Source organism: Cryobacterium lyxosi, assembly GCF_004403345.1.
Classification (GTDB): Bacteria; Actinomycetota; Actinomycetes; order Actinomycetales; family Microbacteriaceae; genus Cryobacterium; species Cryobacterium lyxosi.
Genome location: NZ_SOGT01000006.1, coordinates 54,412 through 75,377, shown reverse-complemented (window position 1 = coordinate 75,377; position 20,966 = coordinate 54,412). Strand labels below are relative to the sequence as shown.

Genomic DNA, 20,966 nt, shown 5'->3' with positions numbered 1-20,966 from the left:
CATCCGCTCGGGTGGGGATCGCTCGATTCACGAGGGAGTGATGTGGGCACCGACGCACCGCGCAGCAAGGGGCACCGTCGCGTTCGGCGTGCGTTGATCGCGCTCGGTATCGTGGTCAGCCTGGTTGTGGTCACCGCGGGTCTCGGGGTCTGGACGGTCACGCGGTCGTTTCCGACGCTGGCTGGCACCGTCGACATTCCGGGGCTCACCGACACGGTCACGGTCACCCGCGATGACGCCGGAATTCCCCAGATCACCGCGAAGACCGCTGCCGACCTGTTTCTCGCCGAGGGCTACGTGCATGCGCAGGACCGGTTTTGGGAGATGGACTTTCGCCGGCACATCACGAGCGGGCGACTGTCGGAACTGTTCGGAGAAAGCCAGGTCGGTACCGACACATTCGTGCGCACGCTCGGCTGGCGAGCCGTCGCCGAGCAGGAGGTTGCCCTTCTCGACCCGGTCAACCTCGGCTACTACCAGGCTTACGCCGATGGCGTGAATGCCTACCTGGGCACCCACCACGGAGCCGACCTGTCGCTCGAGTATGCCGTCTTGGGCCTCCAGAACCCCGGATACGAGGTGGAACCGTGGACCCCGGCCGACTCCGTCGCGTGGCTGAAAGCCATGGCCTGGGACCTGCGTTCCAACCTCGACGACGAGATCGACCGCGCCTTGCTGTCAACGACGCTCACCCCCACCGAGGTGAGCCAACTGCACCCGGACTTTCCGTCCGACCAGCACCCCACCATCACCGGCAGCCAGGCCATCACCAAGCCGTCACCCGGGGCGCTGGCCGCTCGGCCGAACATTGACTCGACGGATATCCCCGCCGCCGACCGCGGCGCCACCCCGGGCACCGAGACCGACGCACCCGGTTCCGGTTCCGGTGCCGGTTCCGGTTCCGGTTCCGTCGATTCGTACGCGCGGGCTCTCACCGAGTTGCGCTCGCACCTCGGAACGGTGCCTGAATTACTCGGACCGGCCGGCGGGGAGATCGGTTCCAATTCCTGGGTCGTCGCCGGGGCCCTCACCGACACCGGCAAGCCCCTGCTCGCCAACGATCCGCACCTCGGCCCGGCGCTGCCCTCGGTCTGGTACCAGGTGGGGTTACGCTGCCAGTCGATCACGGTCGACTGCCCGTTCGACGTTGCCGGGTACAGCTTTTCGGGAATGCCCGGCGTGATCATCGGGCACAACGAGCGCATCGCCTGGGGCTTCACCAACCTCGGCCCTGACGTCGCTGATCTCTATATCGAGAAGGTCACCGGCGACAGCTACGAGGTGGACGGCGTTCTCAGGCCCCTGCTGCTGCGCGACGAAAAGATCTCCGTCGCCGGCGGTGGCGACGTCAAGATCGAGATCCGCTCGACCGGACACGGTCCGCTGCTGAGCGGTTTCGAGGGCACCGCCTACCCCCAGATCGCCAGTGACTTTCCGGAGGCGGCAGGGCTGCCTCCAACCCCGATCGCCGAGGCGGGTGCTGACCAGACCGGCGCTGACCCAACCGGCGCGGACTCAACCACGTATGAGCTGTCGTTACAGTGGACGGCGCTCACGCCGGGGCATACAGCATCCGCTATTTTCGCCCTGAACCAGGCGACCGACTGGACCAGTTTTCGCGCCGCGGCCGCCCTGTTCGAGGTACCGGCGCAGAACCTGACCTATGCCGACGTCGACGGAAATATCGGCTATCAAGCGCCCGGGCTTATCCCCATTCGGGCCAGCGGCAACGGTACCCTGCCGGTGCCGGGCTATACCAGTCAGTACGGCTGGACCGGATACATCCCCTTTGACGCCTTGCCCAGCACGTTCAATCCGCCGAGTGGATACATCGTCACGGCCAATAACGCGGCCGCCGACCAGAGCTACCCCTACCTACTCACCGCCGATTGGGATTTGGGCTATCGGGCAAACCAGATCACGGCCCGGCTGCAGGAACTCGTTGCCGCGAAAACCCCGCTGACCGCAGAGCTGATGAGCGAGATTCAGGGTGACAACTACAGCGCCATCGCGGCGGCACTGGTGCCGGCCCTGCAGCAGGTGCGACTCACCGGTGACGCCATTGAAGCACAGAAGTTGCTCGACGGCTGGGACTACCAAATGGACGCCGACAGTGCCGCCGCCGCGTACTTCAACGTGATCTGGCGCACGCTTGTGCACGACATATTTGCCGGCAAGATCGACGCCGGCGCTGCCCTCACCGGCGGTGATCGTGCCTTCTCCGTGGTCACGAGCCTCCTCGCTGAGCCGAACTCCCCGTGGTGGTCCAACGCCGCCTACGGAACCATCGGGCAGGACAGTATGCTGCGCCGAGTAATGACGGATGCCGCAGTGGAGGCTGCCGACCTCATGGGATCGAACCCGACGGACTGGCAGTGGGGCAGCATCCACACCCTTGAGCTCACCAACCAGAGCTTCGGCAGGTCCGGGATCGGCCCGCTGGAATGGTTGTTCAACCGCGGGCCGTACGAGCTCGCCGGAGGTTCAGCCGTCGTTAATGCGGTCGGCTGGGATGCCACCTCGGGCTACCAAGTGGACTGGGTACCGTCGATGCGACAGGTCGTCAGCCTGGAGAACTTCGACGACTCCAGCTGGATCAACCTCACCGGGGCATCCGGGCACGCTTTCCACCCCAACTACACCGACCAGGCGCCGCTCTGGCGCGACCACGAAACCCGCCCCTGGCTGTTCACCCCCGCTGCCATCAACGGCAACGCGACCAACACACTGACCCTCGAGCCCGCGTCGTAGGTAGGTTCCCAAGCGGTTGCATGTCTGAATGATCACGCTCGGAGAGCGCTCGGCAGGCCTGGCTCAGTGGGGTTTTAGGTTAAACACCGGCCTGTGGAAAGTTCAAGCGCGGTTGTAGCAATTCGGTCTATGGTGACCCCATGCAAAACTCGATGCGGCCACGACGCGTGCACAGCGCTGTGCTTTTTAGTGTTCTCTCGACTCTCGTCATGGGCGCGCTGAGTGGATGCATGGCCGCTCCCGACTCCGCTCCCGTTACTTCGGCGGCACCCGTCGCCGAAGCAACGGCCACGCCGACCGACACTCCCCCGGTCTTCGCCTCGAACGACGAGGCGTTGGCTGCTGCGGAAGATGCCTATTCCGAATATCAGGTGATGTCCAACAAGATCGCCCATGAAGGTGGAGCGGAAGCGCAGAGAATTTCCGAGTACACAGTCGGCGAAGTCCTCGAATCGGAACTGGCAACTTACGAACGAATGTCGACGGACAAAATCCACCTCGTCGGTGATCTTGCGTTCGATTCATTCACGCTGCAGAGTGCAGATTTGTCGTCAGGCGACGTCATCGCCTATGTCTGCCTTGACGTTACGCAGACGGACGTGATCGACGCTGCGGGGGCATCGGTTATTCCGGCAGGGCGCCCCGATCGCTACCCGCTACAAGTTTCTCTTCTTCATGATTCCTCCGCCAACCGACTCTTCGTCGAGAAATCAGACTCATGGTCCGGCTCAAATTTCTGCTAATTGTTACAGCCACATCGATTGCACTGCTCTATCCCACTGAAGTCGCATTCGCTGGCGCACGCACTATTGCCTGCACTGCAATAGCCGGCGCTCTCTATGCCTGTCCCGACCCTCCGGAAACGGGCGGGAAGGCTATCGGCAGCGGCGTTGATCTGACGGCAGATACCACCACGGGCTCCAGCGGTACCGGAACCTCAAGTCACCCACGACGAGGACGCGGGGGAACAGACACCCTGGCGCCACCGCGAGTGTGCGCAAACGGCGACCCGGCAAAGCCCGGCATCGACACCATCCCCTGCGGCAACGGCTCCTTCTTACCCTTCGCCCGACCCAACACACCCGCAACTCCCTGCACCGTATGCTCCCCCTCAACCATCGTGAGCGTCTCCGACCTGCAAAACTTCCCCGCCTACGCCGCCCCCACAAACATGGAACCCAACGGCTGGACCATCGTCGGACTGCCCACAAATTTCTGGGCCGACCCATCCGCACAAATCCAAGAAGGACTACTCCTCGGCCAACCCGCCCACGTCATGTTCACCCCAATCGGCTACCACTGGGACTACGGAGACAGCAACACCACCTCAACCCCAACAAGCGGCTCGAACTGGAAAAACCTCAACCTCGCCGAATTCTCCAACACCACCACCAGCCACACGTACGCCACAAAAGGCACCTACACCGTCGTCCTCACCATCGACTACCGCGCCGACTACAGCTTCGGCGACCAAGGCTGGCGGCCCGTCGAAGGCATCGTCACCGTGCCGTCAGCCCCCTTCACCGTTATGGCTGCCAAAGAATCAACCGTGCTCGTCGCCCAAGACTGCAACACCAACCCCCGCGGACCCGGCTGCTGACCGACACAACCACCACACGCTCGACATCGAGAGATTCACCGCAACTCCGTGTGCGCGCTCGTCGTGGCGACAACGTCCCGGCCTCAAATCACCGCTACCGCTACCTCGCCCATAACCCGACCGATAAGACTCTCCCCTGCTCAGCTTTCCGGGTGTACCCGCACGGCTGAAACCCGCACTGCGCCGGTTCAGTCCGTGGGCTGCCATCGAGATTTAGACTCGAGATAGGCTACGGCTTCGGTGGCGGACCAGCCCTGGGGGTACGCGGCACGCAAGGCTGTGACCCCGTCGAGGTCAGTACCGAGAGTGACCAGCGGCAACTCCTCGTATCCGTCTCGTCGGGTCTGGCTGAGTCCGACGTTGGCCGTGAGGGCGTTGCACAGGCATTTGCGGCCGGCGGCCTCCGCGCTGGAACCGCCCTTGCGCACAAACGTCGCGACCGGTTCGGCTGGGCACCGGTAGCCGAGCACTCCGGGGGAACGTTCGTACGGCACTCGGAGATAACCGAGATCGCATAGGCGTGGGCGCTCTTCATACAGGGTGGCGTCCGACAAAGTTCCCGGAAGCGTCGCGACTTTGAACGGGAATCCTGTCGAGGAGGCCAGCGGATCGGTACGAATCTCCAGCTCCTGGCTGTCGATTTGGCGGAGTAGCTGCTCCCGCAGGGTATCGTCGAGGCCGGATTCGGCCGCGAGGGCGAACAGTGTCCCCACCTGAACGCCAGCAGCACCAATCGCAAGGGCTTCGTTGACCCGTTCGGGGGTGCCGTAACCGCCAGCGACCCAAAACGGCAGGCCGACCGCTGCGACCTTCGCCAGATCGGCGTCATCCCGGGGGCCGTAGACGGGTTGGCCGTCGTCATCGAGGGAACCGCGTCCGCGCGGAGGCGCATTGTGCCCGCCGGCCCGCGGCCCTTCGATGATGAAGCCGTCGGGACGCGTCGACTCCTCCCGGGTCAGGTACACAGCGAGCACATGGGCAGCGATGATCGCCAGAAAACGGGGGCGGTGTAACGGCGGCAGTCCTCCACCGGTCAGGGCTTCCGGATCGAATTCGACGGAGTATCTGGTGGTGGAGTTCTCGACGTGCAGGTCGAGCGCCCGGGTCTCGTGCCGGGCAAGTCCGGTGAGCAGCGCGGGTATCTCGGCCGGGATTCCAGCTCCCATCAGCACATAGTCGACGCCAGCCAACATTGCTCCGTAGGCCGCGCTCGGGGTGGCCAATTGCACCTTCTCAAGAAAATTGATGCCGACCAGACCCTCGTGGCCCTCCTTGGCCAGCCAGACTTCGACGAAGTTCGCGACGACACTCAGCTCTAGCGATTTCACAAGCGGATGCTGGCTGACCTTCGCGATGGGAAGGTACGGAATTCCAGAGCGACGGCCACCGGCCCGAAAGTATCTCCGCAGTACCCGATCGGCCAGGGCCGGCACCGGAAAATGAGCCAACGCGCGGCGCACGTGGCCACCCGCGTCGCCGTCCTGCAAGCGCCTTGCTATGACCGTGTCGAGAGCGGTACCGCTGACGACACCGAGCTGCCCCGCCTTGGACACCGCGCGGGCGAGTTGCCACGATGACACGGCAACTCCCATGCCGCCCTGAATGATGGTTGGCAGCGCCTGCGTTGGGCGCAGAGTCGTGGATGTGGCCGTCGCAAGTATCACGGACGCAGTCATCTGGAGCAGAGTCATAAGCGAACCTTTCAGTGACGGACACCACGGGTGGGCGCCCTTTCACAGACTATTCCCGTGCATATTCCGTCCCACGAATACGTTCCGCAGGTCCATGCCAGCTCCGGCTAAAAGCGAAAAGCTAGAAGCGGAGGGCAGACGGCGGAAGGCGCGATCAACGAGGGACAGCCGACGTCCGAGTGATTTGGGGCGTCGGTCCGCACGCTCGACCGTGCGGATGTATCCATAAATAATTACTGCGCCGGCCGTCGACGCAGGCCGCCGCGTCAGCACCCATCACGCCACACACCAGTCACCAGACACCAGTCACCAAACACCAGTCACCAGTCACCAGTCACCAGTCACCAGTCACCAGAGCACATCACAGCTATTGCTCTTCAAGCATCCACCAGCAGCTCGCGCGCCCGCGCTATCGACCCGTGATTGCGCCCCTGTTCGTAGTGCGCGGGGTCTTCAGCACCGGGTCATTTGCGCAGGAAGAGTACAGGCGCGATGCTATCTGCGGGGGTAGTCGCGGGCCGGGGAGCCCACATAGAGCTGCTGCGGGCGGCCGATCTTGGTGGCCGGATCCTCGTTCATCTCACGCCAGTGCGCAACCCAGCCGGGCAGACGACCGATCGCGAAGAGCACAGTGAACATGCGGGTCGGAAAGCCCATCGCCTTGTAGATGACGCCAGTGTAGAAGTCGACATTGGGGTACAGGCGACGTTCCTTGAAGTAATCGTCATTGAGCGCAATGTGCTCAAGTTCCTGCGCAATGTCGAGCAGGTCGTCCTGCACGCCGAGGGCGGCCAATACCTCATGGGCGCTCTCCTTGACCAAGGTGGCGCGCGGGTCGTAGTTCTTGTAGACCCGGTGCCCGAAGCCCATGAGCTTCACGCCCTGCTCTTTATTCTTGACGCGTTCGACGTACTTTTCGACGCCCTGGCCAGATGCCTGGATCTCACCGAGCATTGATAATACGGCTTCATTGGCTCCGCCGTGCAGCGGTCCGAACAGCGCGTTGATGCCGGAGGAGACCGACGCGAATAGGTTGGCCTCCGTCGAGCCGACCAGGCGCACCGTCGAGGTCGACGCGTTCTGCTCGTGATCTTCGTGAAGCATGAGTAGGCGTTCAAGGGCCTTACTGACGACCGGGTTGATCTCGTAGGGCTCGGCCATGTTGCCGAAGTTGAGCTTGAGGAAGTTGTCGACGAAGCTCAGGGAGTTGTCGGGGTAGAGGAAGGCTTGACCGACGCTCTTCTTGTGCGCGTAGGCGGCCATGACCGGCAGCTTGGCCAGAAGGCGAATGGTCGAAATCTCGACCTGTTCCGGGTCCCTCGGGTCGAGCGAGTCCTGGTAGAACGTGGACAGTGCCGAGACGCCCGAGGCGAGCACACTCATCGGGTGCGCCTTGTGCGGCAGAGAGTCAAAGAACCGACGCATGTCTTCGTGCAACAGCGTGTGATGGCGGATGCGATCGTCAAAGTTAGCCAGTTCACTCGCGCTGGGCAGATCACCGTAGATCAACAGCCAGGCCGTCTCGAGAAAGTTCGAGTTCTGAGCGATCTGTTCGATCGGATACCCGCGATAGCGCAGGATACCGGCGTCACCGTCGATATAGGTGATCGCGGAGCGAGTTGCCGCAGTATTCACGAAACCGTAGTCCAGCGTCGTGAGGCCGGTCTTCTTGGTCAGGGTGGATATATCGATGCTCGACACGCCGTCCACACTGGTCAGGATCGGGAACTCTGCACTCCCGCCAGGAAAGGTGATGGTGACCTTATTCGGGTCAGCGCTGATCGGTTCGCCGGATGTTGTGTGCTGCGCGACGTCGGTCACGGAGCCTCCTCGGGTATCACTGCCGGATGAAATGTGACGACGCGTCACTGAGTCGGCCAGTGATCAAGATGCTGTGGTCGACTCCGTCGCGACTACAGCCTAATCCGCCTGACCACCCGCTGTTGCATCAGCTAAGACTTCGGTCGATTCGTTGGCAGAAGTCCACAAGCCCTCAGCCCAGACAAACGCTGCTTCAAACCACCAGGCGTGCTGCAGCGGCGGCAATACGCTCATCGGTCGCGGTGAGCGAAAATCGCACGTGCTCAGGGTAGACATCACCATAGAACGGACCGGGACCGGCCAGAATGCCGAGGGCGGCCATCCGTTCGACGGATTGCCATGCCGGTCGTCCCTCGGTCGCCCACAGGTAGAGCCCCGCCTCGCTGCGATCGATGCGAAAGCCGGCCTCCTCCAGCGCGGGAAGCAGCACAGCGCGGCGTGCGCGATAGCGCTCTTTCTGAACGCTCACGTGCTCGTCGTCGCCGAGAGCGGCGATCATTGCCGCCTGTAGCGGCGCCGGAAGCATGAGGCCGGCGTGTTTACGTACGGTCAGCAGGCGCTCGAGCACGGCGCTACAGCCGGCCGCGAAAGCCGCCCGATAGCCGGCCATATTGGACTGCTTGCTGAGCGAGTAGATAGCGACGATTTTGCGTCGGTCGCCGTCAATAACCCGGGGGTCGAGGATGCTCGGGATCGCCTCGGCATTCCACGGGGCGTCCCAGCCAAGCTCGGCATAACACTCGTCGCTCACGATCACGGCGTCGAGTTCGCGGGCGCGGGCAACGGCAGCGCGCAGGTCGTCGACCGACAAGACTCGGCCGTCCGGGTTTCCGGGGCTGTTCAGCCAGATCAGCTTGGTCGATTCGGGCCACTCGGCCGGATCATCAGAGGCCACGGCCACAGCACCGGCAATAGCCGCACCGATCGCGTAGGTCGGGTAGGCCGCCCGCGGGTGCACGATCGTGTCGCCATCACCGAGGCCGAGCATGAACGGCATGAGCGCCACGAGCTCCTTGGAACCGATCGTGGGCAACACGTTCTTGGGCTCCAGCCCAGTGACACCGCGGCGCCGGGCATACCAGGCGATGATCGCCTGCTGCAGGGCGGGCGTACCGACGGTTTGCGGATAAGCGTGGGCATCCGTTGCGGTGCGCAGCGCCTGCTGCACGACGTCGGGCGTGGCATCGACCGGCGAACCGATCGACAGGTCGACGATCCCGCCTGGATGCTGCCGAGCCTGTTCGGCGAACGGAACCATCTGGTCCCACGGGTAGTCCGGAAGCGGCTTCAGCACGAAAATCGCTTAGTGCTGAANCCGGGGGAGCCGATGTCGTCGAAGAATTCGACGTTGGCTTTGTAGTAGTCGGACCACTGTTCGGGCAGGTCATCTTCGTAGTAGATGGCTTCGACCGGGCAGACCGGTTCGCAGGCGCCGCAGTCGACGCACTCGTCCGGATGGATATAGAGGGATCGTTCGCCCTCATAAATGCAGTCCACCGGGCATTCATCGATGCAGGCACGATCTTTGACATCAACGCACGGAAGAGCGATCACATACGTCACAGGCTGGGGGTTCCCTTCGAGAGCGGACACCTGATTGTACGCCCCCTCGGTCAGGCCTCTTTCCGTATTACGCGGCGCCGGCTAGCGCCGGCGCGGCGGCAGTTTCGGCCAAGCCAGCACGAAAGCCGCGATCAGCGCCGGAACAACAGTCCACAGGGTTCCGGGCAGGCCCGCCGGCACAAGCACCGACCCCCCGGAACCGCGCAGTGACAGCACAAAAATGGTCAGGAGTAATCCCGTCGCGGCGAGGCCGACCACGAACCTGTCCCCCACGACAAGGCGCAGCCCGAGCAGCAGCGCTCCGATGCCGACGAACGCGATTGTCAGGCCGATCGGCAGCGCCATCCCGAACAGGGTCAGAGTGGCCTGGTGAGCGATGGTTCCCAGCACACCGAAGAGGATGCCCAGAAGCAGTCCGCCGAGACCGCCCAACGAACGGTTCGCCAGGGTCGGGCGCGCGGGCCGTCGGGTGGGCGCGGGCAGCGCTGTGCGCGGGGCATCCGCTCTCAGAAACGTTTCGGTGTCGGTGATGACATCGATAGCCCCGTCCGCCAGGACGCGGGTGTGCTCGGTCAGCGTCCAGCGCGCAGGGAAGTGAGAGAGGGCGCGCAGTTTCTGGTCGAGGTGAGCGCCGACGTCGATGGCGATGAGACGCTGGCCGGCTGCCTGCCGCACCGTGCAGGCCAGGAAAACCGGCAGGCCGGCCTCGTGCGCTGCGGTCGTCGCGACCACACGCAGACCGTCATCGACGGCGCCAACGACCACTGCGGTTGCCCCGAGTGCGTCAATCGCCTCTCGAAAAGTCGAGACGAATTCGAGCGCGGAGACCTGTGGCAAGCGGTGCCAGCTGCGCGCCCCCAGCTCGGCCAACGCCGCAAAGATCACGGCGTCTGCTTCGATGAGAGCACCGGCGTAGAGCACAACCACCCGTGACCCATCGGCGCGCAGCCGGGCAATCGTGCCGCCGGTAAGTGCGGATTCGTCGCCGGGCCGGGCATGCACGAACAGGATTCGTTCGCTGCTGCCGGACATGACCATGGGCGTACGCACCGTTTCTGTTCTGCTGGCTATTCATCTTGCTGGGTAACACCCGTGCTCGAGTCAAATTATAACTAGACACGTTCGCGCCGTTCTGACTAGAGTCGGATTCGGTAAGGATAGCCTTACCAAATCTTTCACCCGAAACGTGCCCGAACTATTCGAGGGACCCTGTGCTCGCAAACTACCTGATCGGCCTGCGCGAAGGCCTTGAGGCCGCGCTGATCGTGACGATTCTCATCGCCTACATCGTGAAAATCAACCGTCGTGACGTGCTGGCGCGCATCTGGATCGGCGTGAGCCTGGCCGTGCTCCTCGCCCTCGGCATCGGCGCCCTGCTCACCTATGGCACCTATGGGCTCTCGTTCACCGCACAGGAGACTATCGGGGGCGTGTTGTCGATCGTCGCGACCGGCCTGGTGACCTGGATGGTGTTCTGGATGCTGCGCACCGCACGCGACCTCAAGGGGCACCTGCAGGGCAACATCGACAAGCACCTTGTCGGCACCGGCCTCGGCCTCGGTCTCGTCGCCTTTCTCGCGGTCGGTCGTGAGGGCATCGAGACCGCCCTGTTCCTCTGGGCCACCGTGCAGGCCACCGGGGCGACGACCATGCCACTGCTCGGCGCGGCGCTCGGCATCGCGACGGCGATCGGCCTCGGCGCACTGATCTACGCGGGCATGCTCAAGATCAACCTGTCTAAGTTCTTCACCTATACCGGCGCGATTCTCATCATCGTCGCTGCGGGCGTACTCTCCTACGGCGTGCACGACCTGCAGGAAGCCGGATTCCTGCCCGGCCTGCATGCCCTGGCCTTCAACGTGAGCGCCGCCGTGCCGCCCGACAGCTGGTATGGCACGCTGCTCAAGGGCACCCTGAACTTCTCCCCCGCCACCACCTGGCTGGAGATGTTCGCCTGGCTGGCCTACGCCGTGCCGACACTGAGCCTCTTCATCAAAAAAAGCCGCCACGGCCGCACGACCACCCACCCGGTTCAGACCGCACCCCAGACGCCGGCGCCCGTTCCGGTTGCCGCGCACTGACTTCTCATTTCTCTGCCAAAGGATCTTCATGCCTCGTGTCTTGCGTTATGCCCGCCTGCTCGGCGTCGGTGTTCTCGGTGTCACTCTGCTCAGCGGCTGCGTCGCAAACAACCCGGCCGCCTCGCACACGGCCCTCGCCGTAGACAGCAACGCGACGAATTGTGCGGTGTCAGCCGACGAGGCGCCGGCTGGCAACATTCGCTTCTCGGTCACCAATTCCGGTGACCAGGTGACCGAGTTCTACCTGCTCGCCGCCGACGGTCTGCGCATCGTCGGCGAGGCCGAGAACATCGGCCCCGGTCTTAGTCGCGACCTCGTCGTGCAGCTCGACGCCGGTAGCTGCTTCACCTCTTGTAAGCCGGGGATGGCCGGCGACAGCGTCGGCAAGGCCAAATTCACCGCCACCAAAACGGATGCCGCCGCCACCGTCAGCGTCAACCGCGCCGCCCAGATCGACATCGCCAACTCCAAACACGCCTCGTACGTCTCTAATTAGATGAACCAGTTCGTCACGGGCACCGAATCGTTCGGCGACCTTGACCCCACGCTCGACCTGCGCGAGCCCGACCTCGAAGAGGACCAGGACCGGACCGCCTGGCACGCGTGCGGCTGGCGCATCCAGCCCAGAACAACGGCACCAAATTACTGCGTCGCAGCTACAATTTCGTCGATGGCAACGATGAGTTGGGGCGACTGGAAGCCGGGTTGTTCTGCATCAGCTTCCGGCGTTCACCAGCCCAATTCTTTTCTGTGCAGCTGAACCTGGCCAAGCACGACGCGCTCAACGAGTACATTCGGCACGTCGGCATTGCCCTTTTCGCCGTTCCCGGAGGCATCTCCGACTAAGAATTACGTCGGCGCAGCCCTGTTCGCCTAACCGAGCACCGGCACCGGAGTGACGGTGTACAGAACGCCATCGGAATTGCCGGCGACGACGACGCCGTACGTCGCATTCGCCATTGTGACCACCTCAGCGTCGACTCCAGCCACGACTTCGGTGAAGCCGGCCGCCAACAGCTGGGCCCGCGCGTCGTCCAGGGGAGCCGTCGACGTGGTACTGACGGTCACGACCCAGGCACCGACCCCACTCTCGCCCAGGCCACCGGTCGCGAAGAGAACCTCTCCGTCGAGCACAGGAATTTCGGTCGGCCAGTCGGCGGGAAGCTGCCCACCGAGGCTGACGTCACCGCCCGTCGCATCCTGAACAGCCCCGTTGACGGCGCCATTCACGCTATCGCGCACGGACTCGCCCACGGAGCAGCCCGCCAAGAGCGGTAACCCGGCGGCAGCGACTACGAGAGCGAGAACAACTCGTCGTGTTGGCCTGCTGGTTGTCATGAAAAAACCTTTCACGTTATGCGAATGAGTACACCGCGAGGATGCACAAAGTGCCGCTTTGACCTGGTCAAAGCGGCACTTTTTACGCTCTTGGGAGCGAAACTGGCTAGTTCGCGTCCATCTTCTTGACGCGCGAAACCTGGCGTGAGCGAGCGGATGCCGTCAGCTCCACCTTGCGAATACGCACGGCAGCGGGGGTGACCTCGACGCACTCGTCTTCGCGAGCGAATTCGAGGCACTGCTCGAGCGAAAGCACCTTGGGCGGCGTCATCGACTCGAACGTGTCGGAACTGGACTGACGCATGTTGGTCAGTTTCTTTTCCTTGGTGATGTTCACGTCCATGTCGTCGGCGCGCGAGTTCTCGCCGATGACCATGCCTTCATAAACCTCACTGGTCGGCTGCACGAAGAACGACATGCGCTCCTGCAGGTTGATGATCGCGAACGGCGTGACAGCACCGGAGCGGTCGGCCACGATGGAACCGTTTGTGCGGGTGTTGATGGTGCCGGCCCAAGGCTCGTAGCCGTGCAGAATCGCGTTGGCGATACCGGTACCACGCGTGTCGGTGAGGAACTGGGTGCGGAAGCCGATCAATCCACGTGACGGAACGATGAATTCCATGCGAACCCAGCCAGTGCCGTGGTTGGCCATGTTCTCCATGCGACCCTTGCGGGCTGCGAGCAGCTGCGTGATAGCACCGAGGTATTCTTCGGGCGCATCAATGGTGAGGTGCTCGTACGGCTCGTGGATCTTGCCGTCAACGCGCCGGACAACCACCTGCGGCTTGCCAACGGTGAGTTCGAAGCCTTCGCGACGCATCTGCTCGACCAGGATGGCGAGGGCCAGTTCACCACGGCCCTGAACCTCCCACGCGTCCGGGCGTCCAATGTCAACGACCTTGAGCGAGACGTTACCGACGAGTTCGCGGTCAAGGCGGTCCTTGACCATGCGGGCGGTGAGCTTGTGGCCCTTGACCTTGCCCATGAGCGGCGAGGTGTTGGTGCCGATGGTCATCGAGATGGCCGGGTCGTCGACCGTGATGGTCGGCAATGGGCGCACGTCGTCGGGGTCGGCGAGGGTCTCACCGATGGTGATGTTCTCGATACCGGCTACGGCGACGATGTCGCCGGGGCCAGCGCTCTCGGTCGGGTAGCGGTCGAGAGCCTTGGTGATGAGCAGCTCGGTGATCTTCACATTGCTGACGGTGCCGTCCTGCTGCACCCAGGCCACGGTCTGACCCTTCTTGATGGTGCCCTGGAAGATGCGCAGCAGTGCGAGACGGCCGAGGAACGGCGACGCGTCAAGGTTGGTGACGTGCGCCTGGAGCGGGTGCGTGTCATCGTAGGTCGGTGCCGGGATGTGCTTGAGGATCGCATCGAACAACGGCTCGAGGTCATCGTTGTCCGGCAGGGTGCCGTCTTCGGGCTTGTTCCAGCTGGCGGCACCGTTACGGCCCGACGCGTAGACGACGGGTACGTCGAGGACGGCGTCGAGGTCGAGGTCGGGAAAGTCGTCGGCCATGTCGCTCGCGAGGCCGATCAGGAGGTCCTGGCTCTCGGCCACGACCTCATCGATACGCGCGTCGGGACGGTCGGTCTTGTTGACCAGCAGGATGACGGGAAGCTTGGCTTCGAGCGCCTTGCGGAGTACGAAACGGGTCTGCGGCAGCGGGCCCTCTGAAGCATCGACGAGGAGCACGACGCCGTCGACCATGGACAGTCCGCGCTCGACCTCGCCACCGAAGTCGGCGTGGCCCGGGGTGTCGATCACGTTGATCGTGATGGGACCCTCGGTGGCGTGGATGCCCTTGTACGAAACCGCCGTGTTCTTGGCGAGAATCGTGATGCCCTTTTCGCGCTCGAGCTCGTTCGAGTCCATCGCGCGCTCTTCAACGTGAGAGTGGTCCGCGAAAGAGTCGGTCTGCTTGAGCATCGCGTCGACCAGCGTCGTCTTACCGTGGTCAACGTGAGCAACGATTGCAACATTTCGGAGGTTATTGCGTGTAGCAATCGCCATAAAAATAAATCCTTACGAAGAATGAGTGCCGCAGAGTCTCGCGCGCGACGAAGAATGGATACCAAGGGTCATAGTGTGACCCAAAGTAGTATCCTACCGTATGATTTTTACGCTCCGGCGGACCGCGAGCCCGAAGGCAGACACAAGCGGGGCGAGACCGGATGGCCTCACCCCGCGTAGCAGTGCTGCGAGTCGGTTAGTTCTTCCAACCGACGAGGGTCCAGTCGACGGTTTCGAACTGCGTGGCTCCGTAATTCACGAGACCGTCCTTGACCGCGTACACATTGGGGAGCGGTGCGATCGGAATGATGGGCACGTAGGCGGCCAGCACCTTGTCGATCTTGTCGGCGATCACCAGGCGCTTCTCGGGATCGAGCTCGGTGTTTGCTTCGTCGAAGAGACCGGTGAGCGAGTCATCGGTGATCCCGGTGAAGTTCGACTCGGAACCGACCGGGGAGAACAACGCCTCCGACGACGAAATCGGGAAGGCGGTACCGGCCCAGGAAAAGCCCGTCATTTCAAAGTCGCCCGTGATGACGTAGTCGGAGAAGAATCCAGCCGCGGGAACCTCGTTCAGTTCGACAGTCACGCCGACATCCTTGAGGTCGGCCTGCACCTGAACGGCACGCTGCTTGTTCGTGGCCGTCTCGGCTGGGATCGTCATGGTGAGAACGAGAGGGGTGCCATCCTTCTCACGCACGCCGTTGTCACCTTCCGTGTAACCGAGTTCATCGAGGAGTGCCTTGGACTTGTCGACGTCGAAGCCGATCGCGTCACCGACGTTGTCTTCGAACCCCTTCTGACCGGGCATGAAGATGTAGCTTCCCTGCGTTGTGGCAGGAACGCCCACCGGGGTGTTGGCTGATTCGGAAATAACGGACCGGTTGATGGCGTGACCAAGCGCTGTACGCATCTTCACATCGGCGAGCGGCCCCTTGGAACCGTTGAAGGTCACGTGCGTCCAGGTGAGGCCACCGGAGGACTGGATCTGGGCATCCGTTCGTCCCTGGGCGGTCTGGTAGGCGTCGGCGTTGGACGAAATGTAGAGCACGTCCGTTTCGGAGTTGCCGAATGCTGCCGCCTGCGCGTCGCCGCTGACGACCTTCACGTAAATGGTCTCCAGCTTGGGCGTCTGACCCCACCACACCGGGTTGCGGGTGAGCGTGACGACCTGGCCGGTCGTGTCGATGTCCGAAATCATGAACGGTCCGCTGGACGGTATCGGCGACGTGATGTAACCGGTGTTGAAGGCCTCCGACGTGGCGGTGGCAGCAACCGGAAGAATGGCAGGCAGGTCCGCAAAGACGGACTGCCAGTCCGCGTTGACGCTGCTGAACGTCACCGTGAAGTCGAAGTCCCCCTCGATCGGCTCTATCGATTCGATCTCTTCCCAGATCGCGCTCGAGGCCGGCTGGTAGGCCTCATCGGCACCGCTCATGGCACCCCAGGTGGACTCGTAGTCCTTGTAGGTGATGGGAGTACCGTCTTGCCAGACGGCGTCCGGGTTGAGCTTGATCTCGACGACCTGGGGATCTTCGCTGATGAGCTCGACCGACGTTGCATAGTCGGGGTTGAGCTCTGGTGTTCCGTCTTCGCCGATGGAGTAAATGCTGCCAGCAGTGGGCGAGATGGTGGTCTTCGTGTCGACCTCGTTGCCATCGACGTGGGCGAGGTTCCAGTTTGCCGGCATAGCGTTGATGGCCAGGTTGAGCGTTCCCCCATCGGTGACCTGGTCGGCCGTGGCGCTGTCCCAGGCCGTAGACGGCACCGCACCACTCGGGGTGTCGGCGGTACCATTTTCTGCGGTATTGCCGGGCGCGCATGCCGTGAGGAACAGGGCAGACGCACTCAGAACGGCAACTGCTGCGAACGCAGTACTTTTCCGTCTCATAGGGATTCTCCTTTGATTCTTGGTGGGACTATTTCTGTACATTGCTGGACTGTGCGGTCAGATAAGTTTTGGTAACGCCCACGTGATGGCAAGCTGCTTCAACCGTGCCGTCAGGGGTCAGTTGTGGGTCGGATTCGGCGCAAAGCGACTGCGCCGCAGGGCCGAGAATCGTGAACAGCGGGCAGCGGCTGCGAAAATTGCACCCGTCGATCTGCTCGGTGGGGCTCGGCAGGTCACCCGCGAGCAGCACACGCTGGCGGCTACGCTCGATGACCGGGTCAGGAATCGGGGCTGCGGAAATCAGTGCCTGAGTGTACGGATGCCGCGGATGCGCAAATACATCGGCTACCGGCCCGTATTCCACGATACGGCCCAGGTACATGACGGCCACGGTGTCAGCGATCTGTCGCACAATGGCCAGGTCATGAGCCACGAACAGGTAGGAGAGACCGAGCTGCTCCTTGAGATCTTCGAGCAGGTTGATCACACCGGCCTGGATCGACACGTCCAGTGCTGATACCGGCTCATCGAGCACGACCAGGCGAGGATTGGTCGCCAAGGCACGGGCGATGCCAATGCGTTGGCGTTGCCCCCCCGAGAATTCGTGTGGGTAACGGTCGGCCATGAGCGGGTCGAGGCCCACGAGGTCGAGTAGCTCGCGCACGCGCTTCCGCCGGGCTTCGGTTTTCACACCGTGCACGGTCAGCGGTTCGCCAATGATGTCGCCGATCGGAAGCCGGGGATCAATAGCCGCCATGGGGTCTTGAAAGACGATCTGCACGTCACGACGCAGGCGCAGCTTGTCGACGCGATTAAGGTTCGCCACGTCGGTTCCGTCGATCAGAATCTGGCCGCCCTGGGGCTTGGTCATCTCGAGAACTTCGAGAATCGTGGTGGATTTACCGCACCCCGACTCCCCGACCAGACCGAGGGTTTGCCCAGGTAAGACTGAGAATGAGACTCCGTCGACCGCCCGCACGGTTCCGATACGCCGAGAAAACACTCCGCCCTTAGTCAAGGGAAAATGGCGCACCAGGTTCGACACCGTGAGAACAGGATCCTCCCCCGGCCGTTGTGAGGGCTGACTGACGACGAGCGGTTCCGGCCGAGGAAAAATATCGCCCTTGGCCAACGAACCCGATGCGATCTCATCAGAGCGATGGCAAGCCGCCACATGGGTCACGTCGTGCTCGCCGGTCAGGACGATCTTGGATGCCGCAGCGCGGTGTCCAAGCAACTCCGGCTCCGTGTCACGGCAGGTATCGATCGCAATCGGGCAGCGCGCAGCGAACGGGCATCCATTCGGCAAAGCCGTCAACGACGGCGGTCGGCCCTCGAGGGGAACGAGCCGTTGCGTTCCTGCTGTCTGCATGTTGGGAACGGACCGCAGCAGCCCCACCGTGTACGGCATGTGGGGGTCGGCGAAAACATCAGCTGTCAAGCCGTTCTCTATGAGCTTTCCGGCATACATCACCGCAATGCGATCAGCATGGCCGGCCACGACACCCAGGTCGTGGGTGATGAGAACCACGGCTGCCCCGGTAAGTTCCTTGGCCGTTTCGAGCACGTCCAGGATCTGCGCCTGAATGGTCACGTCGAGGGCCGTGGTCGGTTCGTCCGCGACGATCAGCCGAGGGTCGTTTGCGATGGACATCGCGATCATGGCCCGCTGACGCATGCCACCCGAGTACTCGTGGGGGAAGGCCTTCGCACGTCGTCGTGGGTCGGGGATACCGACGACGGTGAGCAATTCCACCGCTCGCGCACGCGCCGCCTTCTTGCTGAGTGCCGCATCGTGCAGCAGGAGCGCCTCGGCAATCTGGTCACCCACCGTGTACACCGGCGTCATGGCCGAGAGTGGGTCCTGGAAGATCATGGCGATGTCCTTGCCACGTATCTTCGACAACTCCCGGTCATTGAGGTCGAGGAGCGATCGGCCGTCGAAGGTGATGCTGCCCTGCACCACGGCCGAGCTCGGAAGGAGTCCCATGAGGGCCAGCGATGAGACTGATTTTCCCGAGCCGGATTCGCCGACGATACCGAGGAATTCTCCCTCGTGCACCTGATAGCTGATCCCCCGAACGGCCTGCACGGTAGGGCCGCCGCGTTGCGGGAAAGTCACCGACAAGTTTTTCACCTCGAGCAGGGGCGGGCGGGCTATCGATCGCGCGCTGACCTTCCGCGCGGCCGCAACGATTTCTGTCACTGAATTACTCACGGTTTACTCCCGAGGTTGGATCGACAGCATCCCGAAGGGCATCACCCACGAGGCTGACGGCGAAAAGGGTTGCCACGAGAACGCCGGCCGGAAAAACGAACAACCAGGGCCGGGTGATTGCCGCGCTGGTGCCCTCGGACAAGAGCGTTCCGAGCGACACGTCCGGCGCCCGTACGCCAAAGCCGAAATAGCTCAGGCTCGTCTCAGCCATGATCGCCCCGACGACACCCAGCGTCGCGTCGATGATGAGCAGCGAGGCGACGTTGGGAATGATGTGACGGCCGAGAATTTTCGGCATCGGCACTCCCATGTACCGCGCCGCTTTCACGAAGTCCTGATTTCGCAGCGAACGGGTTTGCGACCGGATCACTTGCGCCATGATCATCCAGCTAAATGCCGCTAAGAAAATGGTCAGGAATACCCACGAGAGTCCCTTGAAAAGCGGGCTCAGGATGACAAGAAGGATGAACGATGGCAGAACGAGCAGGAGATTGATGCACCACACGATCACTTTGTCGACGATGCCGCCCATATAACCGGCCACCGAACCGGCAATTGCTGCGATGGCGGTTCCGAGCGGTCCGGCGATAAGCCCGATCACCAGGGACTTCTGCAGCCCCACGAGTGTCTGTGCATACAGATCCTGCCCGATGCCGTTTGTACCGAACCAATGAAGCTGGGTGGGACCGATACCCATGTTGAGCGAATCGCGTCCCGTGGCGTTGTAGGGGTAGAAAACCGGACCAAGAATCGCCCAGAGAGCGATGAGCGTTATCGCGATCGCGCCCACCCAGAACCGCGGTGTGTGGACGAGACGGTGCCAGATGAGGCGTCCGCGGGATCGTGCCTGAGAAGAGCGGATGCCGCCGGCCAGGTCGGCTGCTCCCTCGCTCTGCAGCGCGATCGTGGTGTCCGGTATCGGCCTAATGCCGATATCAGCCATATCAGTACCTCACTCGTGGGTCGAGGGCTGCGTACAGTACCTCGGAAAGCGTGGACGAGAACAACACGAGAATCGCAAGAAACAAGGTCGTACCGGCGACACCGTTGATATCGCTCTGGGTGATCGATTGCAGCGCAAACTCGCCCATGCCATGAAATGAGAAGACGATCTCGAGCATGATCGAGCCCGAGATGAGCGTGCCGAAGCTGTAGGCGAAAAATGTCGACATGGGAATGAGCGCGACCCGCACGCCGTGGCGCACCAGGGCGGAATTTCGCGAGCGGCCCTTTGAACGGGCCGTGCGAATATAGTCGGCGGCGAGCACATCGAGCATGACGCTGCGCTGGTACCGCGAATAGCTGGCCGCTCCCATGAGCACCAGGGCGAGGGTGGGCAGCAGCAGGTGCACCGCCCGGTCAGCCGCGAGCACCCACCATGGGCCGGAAAGACCCGCGGAGTATTCCCCGGTGAAGTTGATGAGTTGGTTGCCGACCGCACCGTTCATGGCCGTCGCGCCGATCATGAGCAGTACGCCCACGACAAAGGTTGGGGTGGCGAAGATGAGGTAGGAGCTGTACGTGACGATTTGGTCGCTCGCACGGTATTGCCGCACGGCACCCCACACTCCGAAAACCACACCGAGGATGGCTCCGATGACCGACCCAATCAGCAGCAGACGCAGGCTCACCCCCGATCGCGCGATGATTTCCTGCACGACCGACGTTCCGCCGACCGTGTTTCCCAGCGACCCGTGCGCAACGAGGTTGACGATCCACTCCCACAGCCGCGAGAGTACCGGTACGTCGGGATTCACGCCGAGCCCGTCGAGAATGCTCGTGATGGTGCTGTCGCTCGGCCGAGGGTTACGGCCGAGATACTTCGCCGCGGGGTCGAGCGCGACACTGGCGACTACGTAGGCCAGACAGGTTGCAATTGCAGAGAGAACAAAGTAGTTGAGGAATCGACGAACGATGTAGAAAACCACGTGGGAGCTTTTTCGCTGCCTCTAGTACCCACACTCGTGATCCGCTAGGCGAACAACAGCCAACTTC

At 62.8% G+C, this 20,966-nt stretch carries 17 protein-coding genes; 6 read left to right on the top strand and 11 right to left on the bottom strand.

The genetic code is table 11. The annotated features are described in order from the left end of the window. Positions 1–42: 42 nt before the first annotated feature. The 3 genes from E3T27_RS05280 to E3T27_RS05270 all read left to right on the top strand — a co-directional run bounded on the left by E3T27_RS05280 (position 43) and on the right by E3T27_RS05270 (position 4,351). The gene (locus E3T27_RS05280; RefSeq protein WP_134571836.1) at positions 43–2,751 is read left to right on the top strand and encodes a penicillin acylase family protein; all 2,709 of its coding nucleotides are present in this window, start codon (positions 43–45) and stop codon (positions 2,749–2,751) included. Positions 2,752–2,981: 230 nt separating this feature from the next. Continuing rightward, complete coding sequence (locus tag E3T27_RS05275; protein WP_166786108.1) at positions 2,982–3,494, top strand: hypothetical protein; 513 nt, start codon at positions 2,982–2,984, stop codon at positions 3,492–3,494. Positions 3,495–3,871: 377 nt separating this feature from the next. Beyond that, positions 3,872–4,351 carry a hypothetical protein gene (locus E3T27_RS05270; RefSeq protein ID WP_134571834.1) on the top strand — a complete coding sequence of 160 codons (480 nt, stop codon included), beginning with the start codon at positions 3,872–3,874 and terminating at the stop codon, positions 4,349–4,351. Between the two features lie 188 nt (positions 4,352–4,539). Here E3T27_RS05270 and E3T27_RS05265 read toward each other — a convergent pair whose 3' ends face one another. The 5 genes from E3T27_RS05265 to E3T27_RS05245 form a co-directional block, all read right to left on the bottom strand. After that, positions 4,540–6,042, bottom strand: a complete 1,503-nt coding sequence (locus E3T27_RS05265) for a nitronate monooxygenase (RefSeq protein ID WP_241992131.1) — start codon at positions 6,040–6,042, stop codon at positions 4,540–4,542. 495 nt (positions 6,043–6,537) lie between these two features. Beyond that, a complete protein-coding gene (locus E3T27_RS05260; RefSeq protein WP_104197753.1) occupies positions 6,538–7,824 on the bottom strand; it encodes a citrate synthase in 1,287 nt (428 codons plus the stop codon). A 232-nt stretch (positions 7,825–8,056) separates the two neighbouring features. Beyond that, on the bottom strand, positions 8,057–9,157 hold the full coding sequence (gene dapC, locus E3T27_RS05255) for a succinyldiaminopimelate transaminase (protein WP_277612390.1): 1,101 nt from the start codon (positions 9,155–9,157) through the stop codon (positions 8,057–8,059). Continuing rightward, complete coding sequence (fdxA, locus tag E3T27_RS05250) at positions 9,151–9,426, bottom strand: ferredoxin (protein ID WP_134571833.1); 276 nt, start codon at positions 9,424–9,426, stop codon at positions 9,151–9,153. The genes dapC and fdxA overlap by 7 nt, the downstream gene beginning before the upstream one ends. Before the next feature lie 81 nt (positions 9,427–9,507). Then, positions 9,508–10,476: a PIG-L deacetylase family protein gene (locus tag E3T27_RS05245; protein ID WP_134571832.1), complete on the bottom strand. Its 969-nt coding sequence runs from the start codon at positions 10,474–10,476 to the stop codon at positions 9,508–9,510. A 161-nt stretch (positions 10,477–10,637) separates the two neighbouring features. Between E3T27_RS05245 and efeU the strand changes: the two genes are divergently transcribed. The 3 genes from efeU to E3T27_RS05230 all read left to right on the top strand — a co-directional run bounded on the left by efeU (position 10,638) and on the right by E3T27_RS05230 (position 12,353). Beyond that, positions 10,638–11,507 carry an iron uptake transporter permease EfeU gene (efeU, locus tag E3T27_RS05240; RefSeq protein WP_134571831.1) on the top strand — a complete coding sequence of 290 codons (870 nt, stop codon included), beginning with the start codon at positions 10,638–10,640 and terminating at the stop codon, positions 11,505–11,507. Between the two features lie 28 nt (positions 11,508–11,535). Further along, on the top strand, positions 11,536–12,003 hold the full coding sequence (locus tag E3T27_RS05235; RefSeq protein WP_134571830.1) for a hypothetical protein: 468 nt from the start codon (positions 11,536–11,538) through the stop codon (positions 12,001–12,003). Positions 12,004–12,110: 107 nt separating this feature from the next. Continuing rightward, positions 12,111–12,353, top strand: a complete 243-nt coding sequence (locus tag E3T27_RS05230; protein WP_241992130.1) for a Dyp-type peroxidase — start codon at positions 12,111–12,113, stop codon at positions 12,351–12,353. Between the two features lie 27 nt (positions 12,354–12,380). On the opposite strand, the gene E3T27_RS05225 is transcribed toward E3T27_RS05230, so the two are convergent. The 6 genes from E3T27_RS05225 to E3T27_RS05200 form a co-directional block, all read right to left on the bottom strand. Further along, entirely contained in the window at positions 12,381–12,845 is a 465-nt protein-coding gene (locus E3T27_RS05225) for a periplasmic substrate-binding domain-containing protein (protein ID WP_134571829.1), read from the bottom strand. 106 nt (positions 12,846–12,951) lie between these two features. Continuing rightward, positions 12,952–14,862, bottom strand: coding sequence for a translational GTPase TypA (gene typA / locus E3T27_RS05220; RefSeq protein ID WP_104197525.1), 1,911 nt, complete (start codon positions 14,860–14,862; stop codon positions 12,952–12,954). Positions 14,863–15,058: 196 nt separating this feature from the next. Next, positions 15,059–16,753: an ABC transporter family substrate-binding protein gene (locus E3T27_RS05215; RefSeq protein WP_134571828.1), complete on the bottom strand. Its 1,695-nt coding sequence runs from the start codon at positions 16,751–16,753 to the stop codon at positions 15,059–15,061. Between the two features lie 28 nt (positions 16,754–16,781). Continuing rightward, positions 16,782–18,959 (bottom strand): dipeptide ABC transporter ATP-binding protein, encoded by a 2,178-nt coding sequence (locus E3T27_RS05210; protein ID WP_241992129.1) that lies wholly within the window; start codon positions 18,957–18,959, stop codon positions 16,782–16,784. A 4-nt stretch (positions 18,960–18,963) separates the two neighbouring features. Further along, positions 18,964–19,914, bottom strand: coding sequence for an ABC transporter permease (locus tag E3T27_RS05205; protein WP_134571827.1), 951 nt, complete (start codon positions 19,912–19,914; stop codon positions 18,964–18,966). 1 nt (position 19,915) lies between these two features. Next, complete coding sequence (locus E3T27_RS05200) at positions 19,916–20,899, bottom strand: ABC transporter permease (protein ID WP_134571826.1); 984 nt, start codon at positions 20,897–20,899, stop codon at positions 19,916–19,918. Between the last annotated feature and the right edge of the window lie 67 nt (positions 20,900–20,966).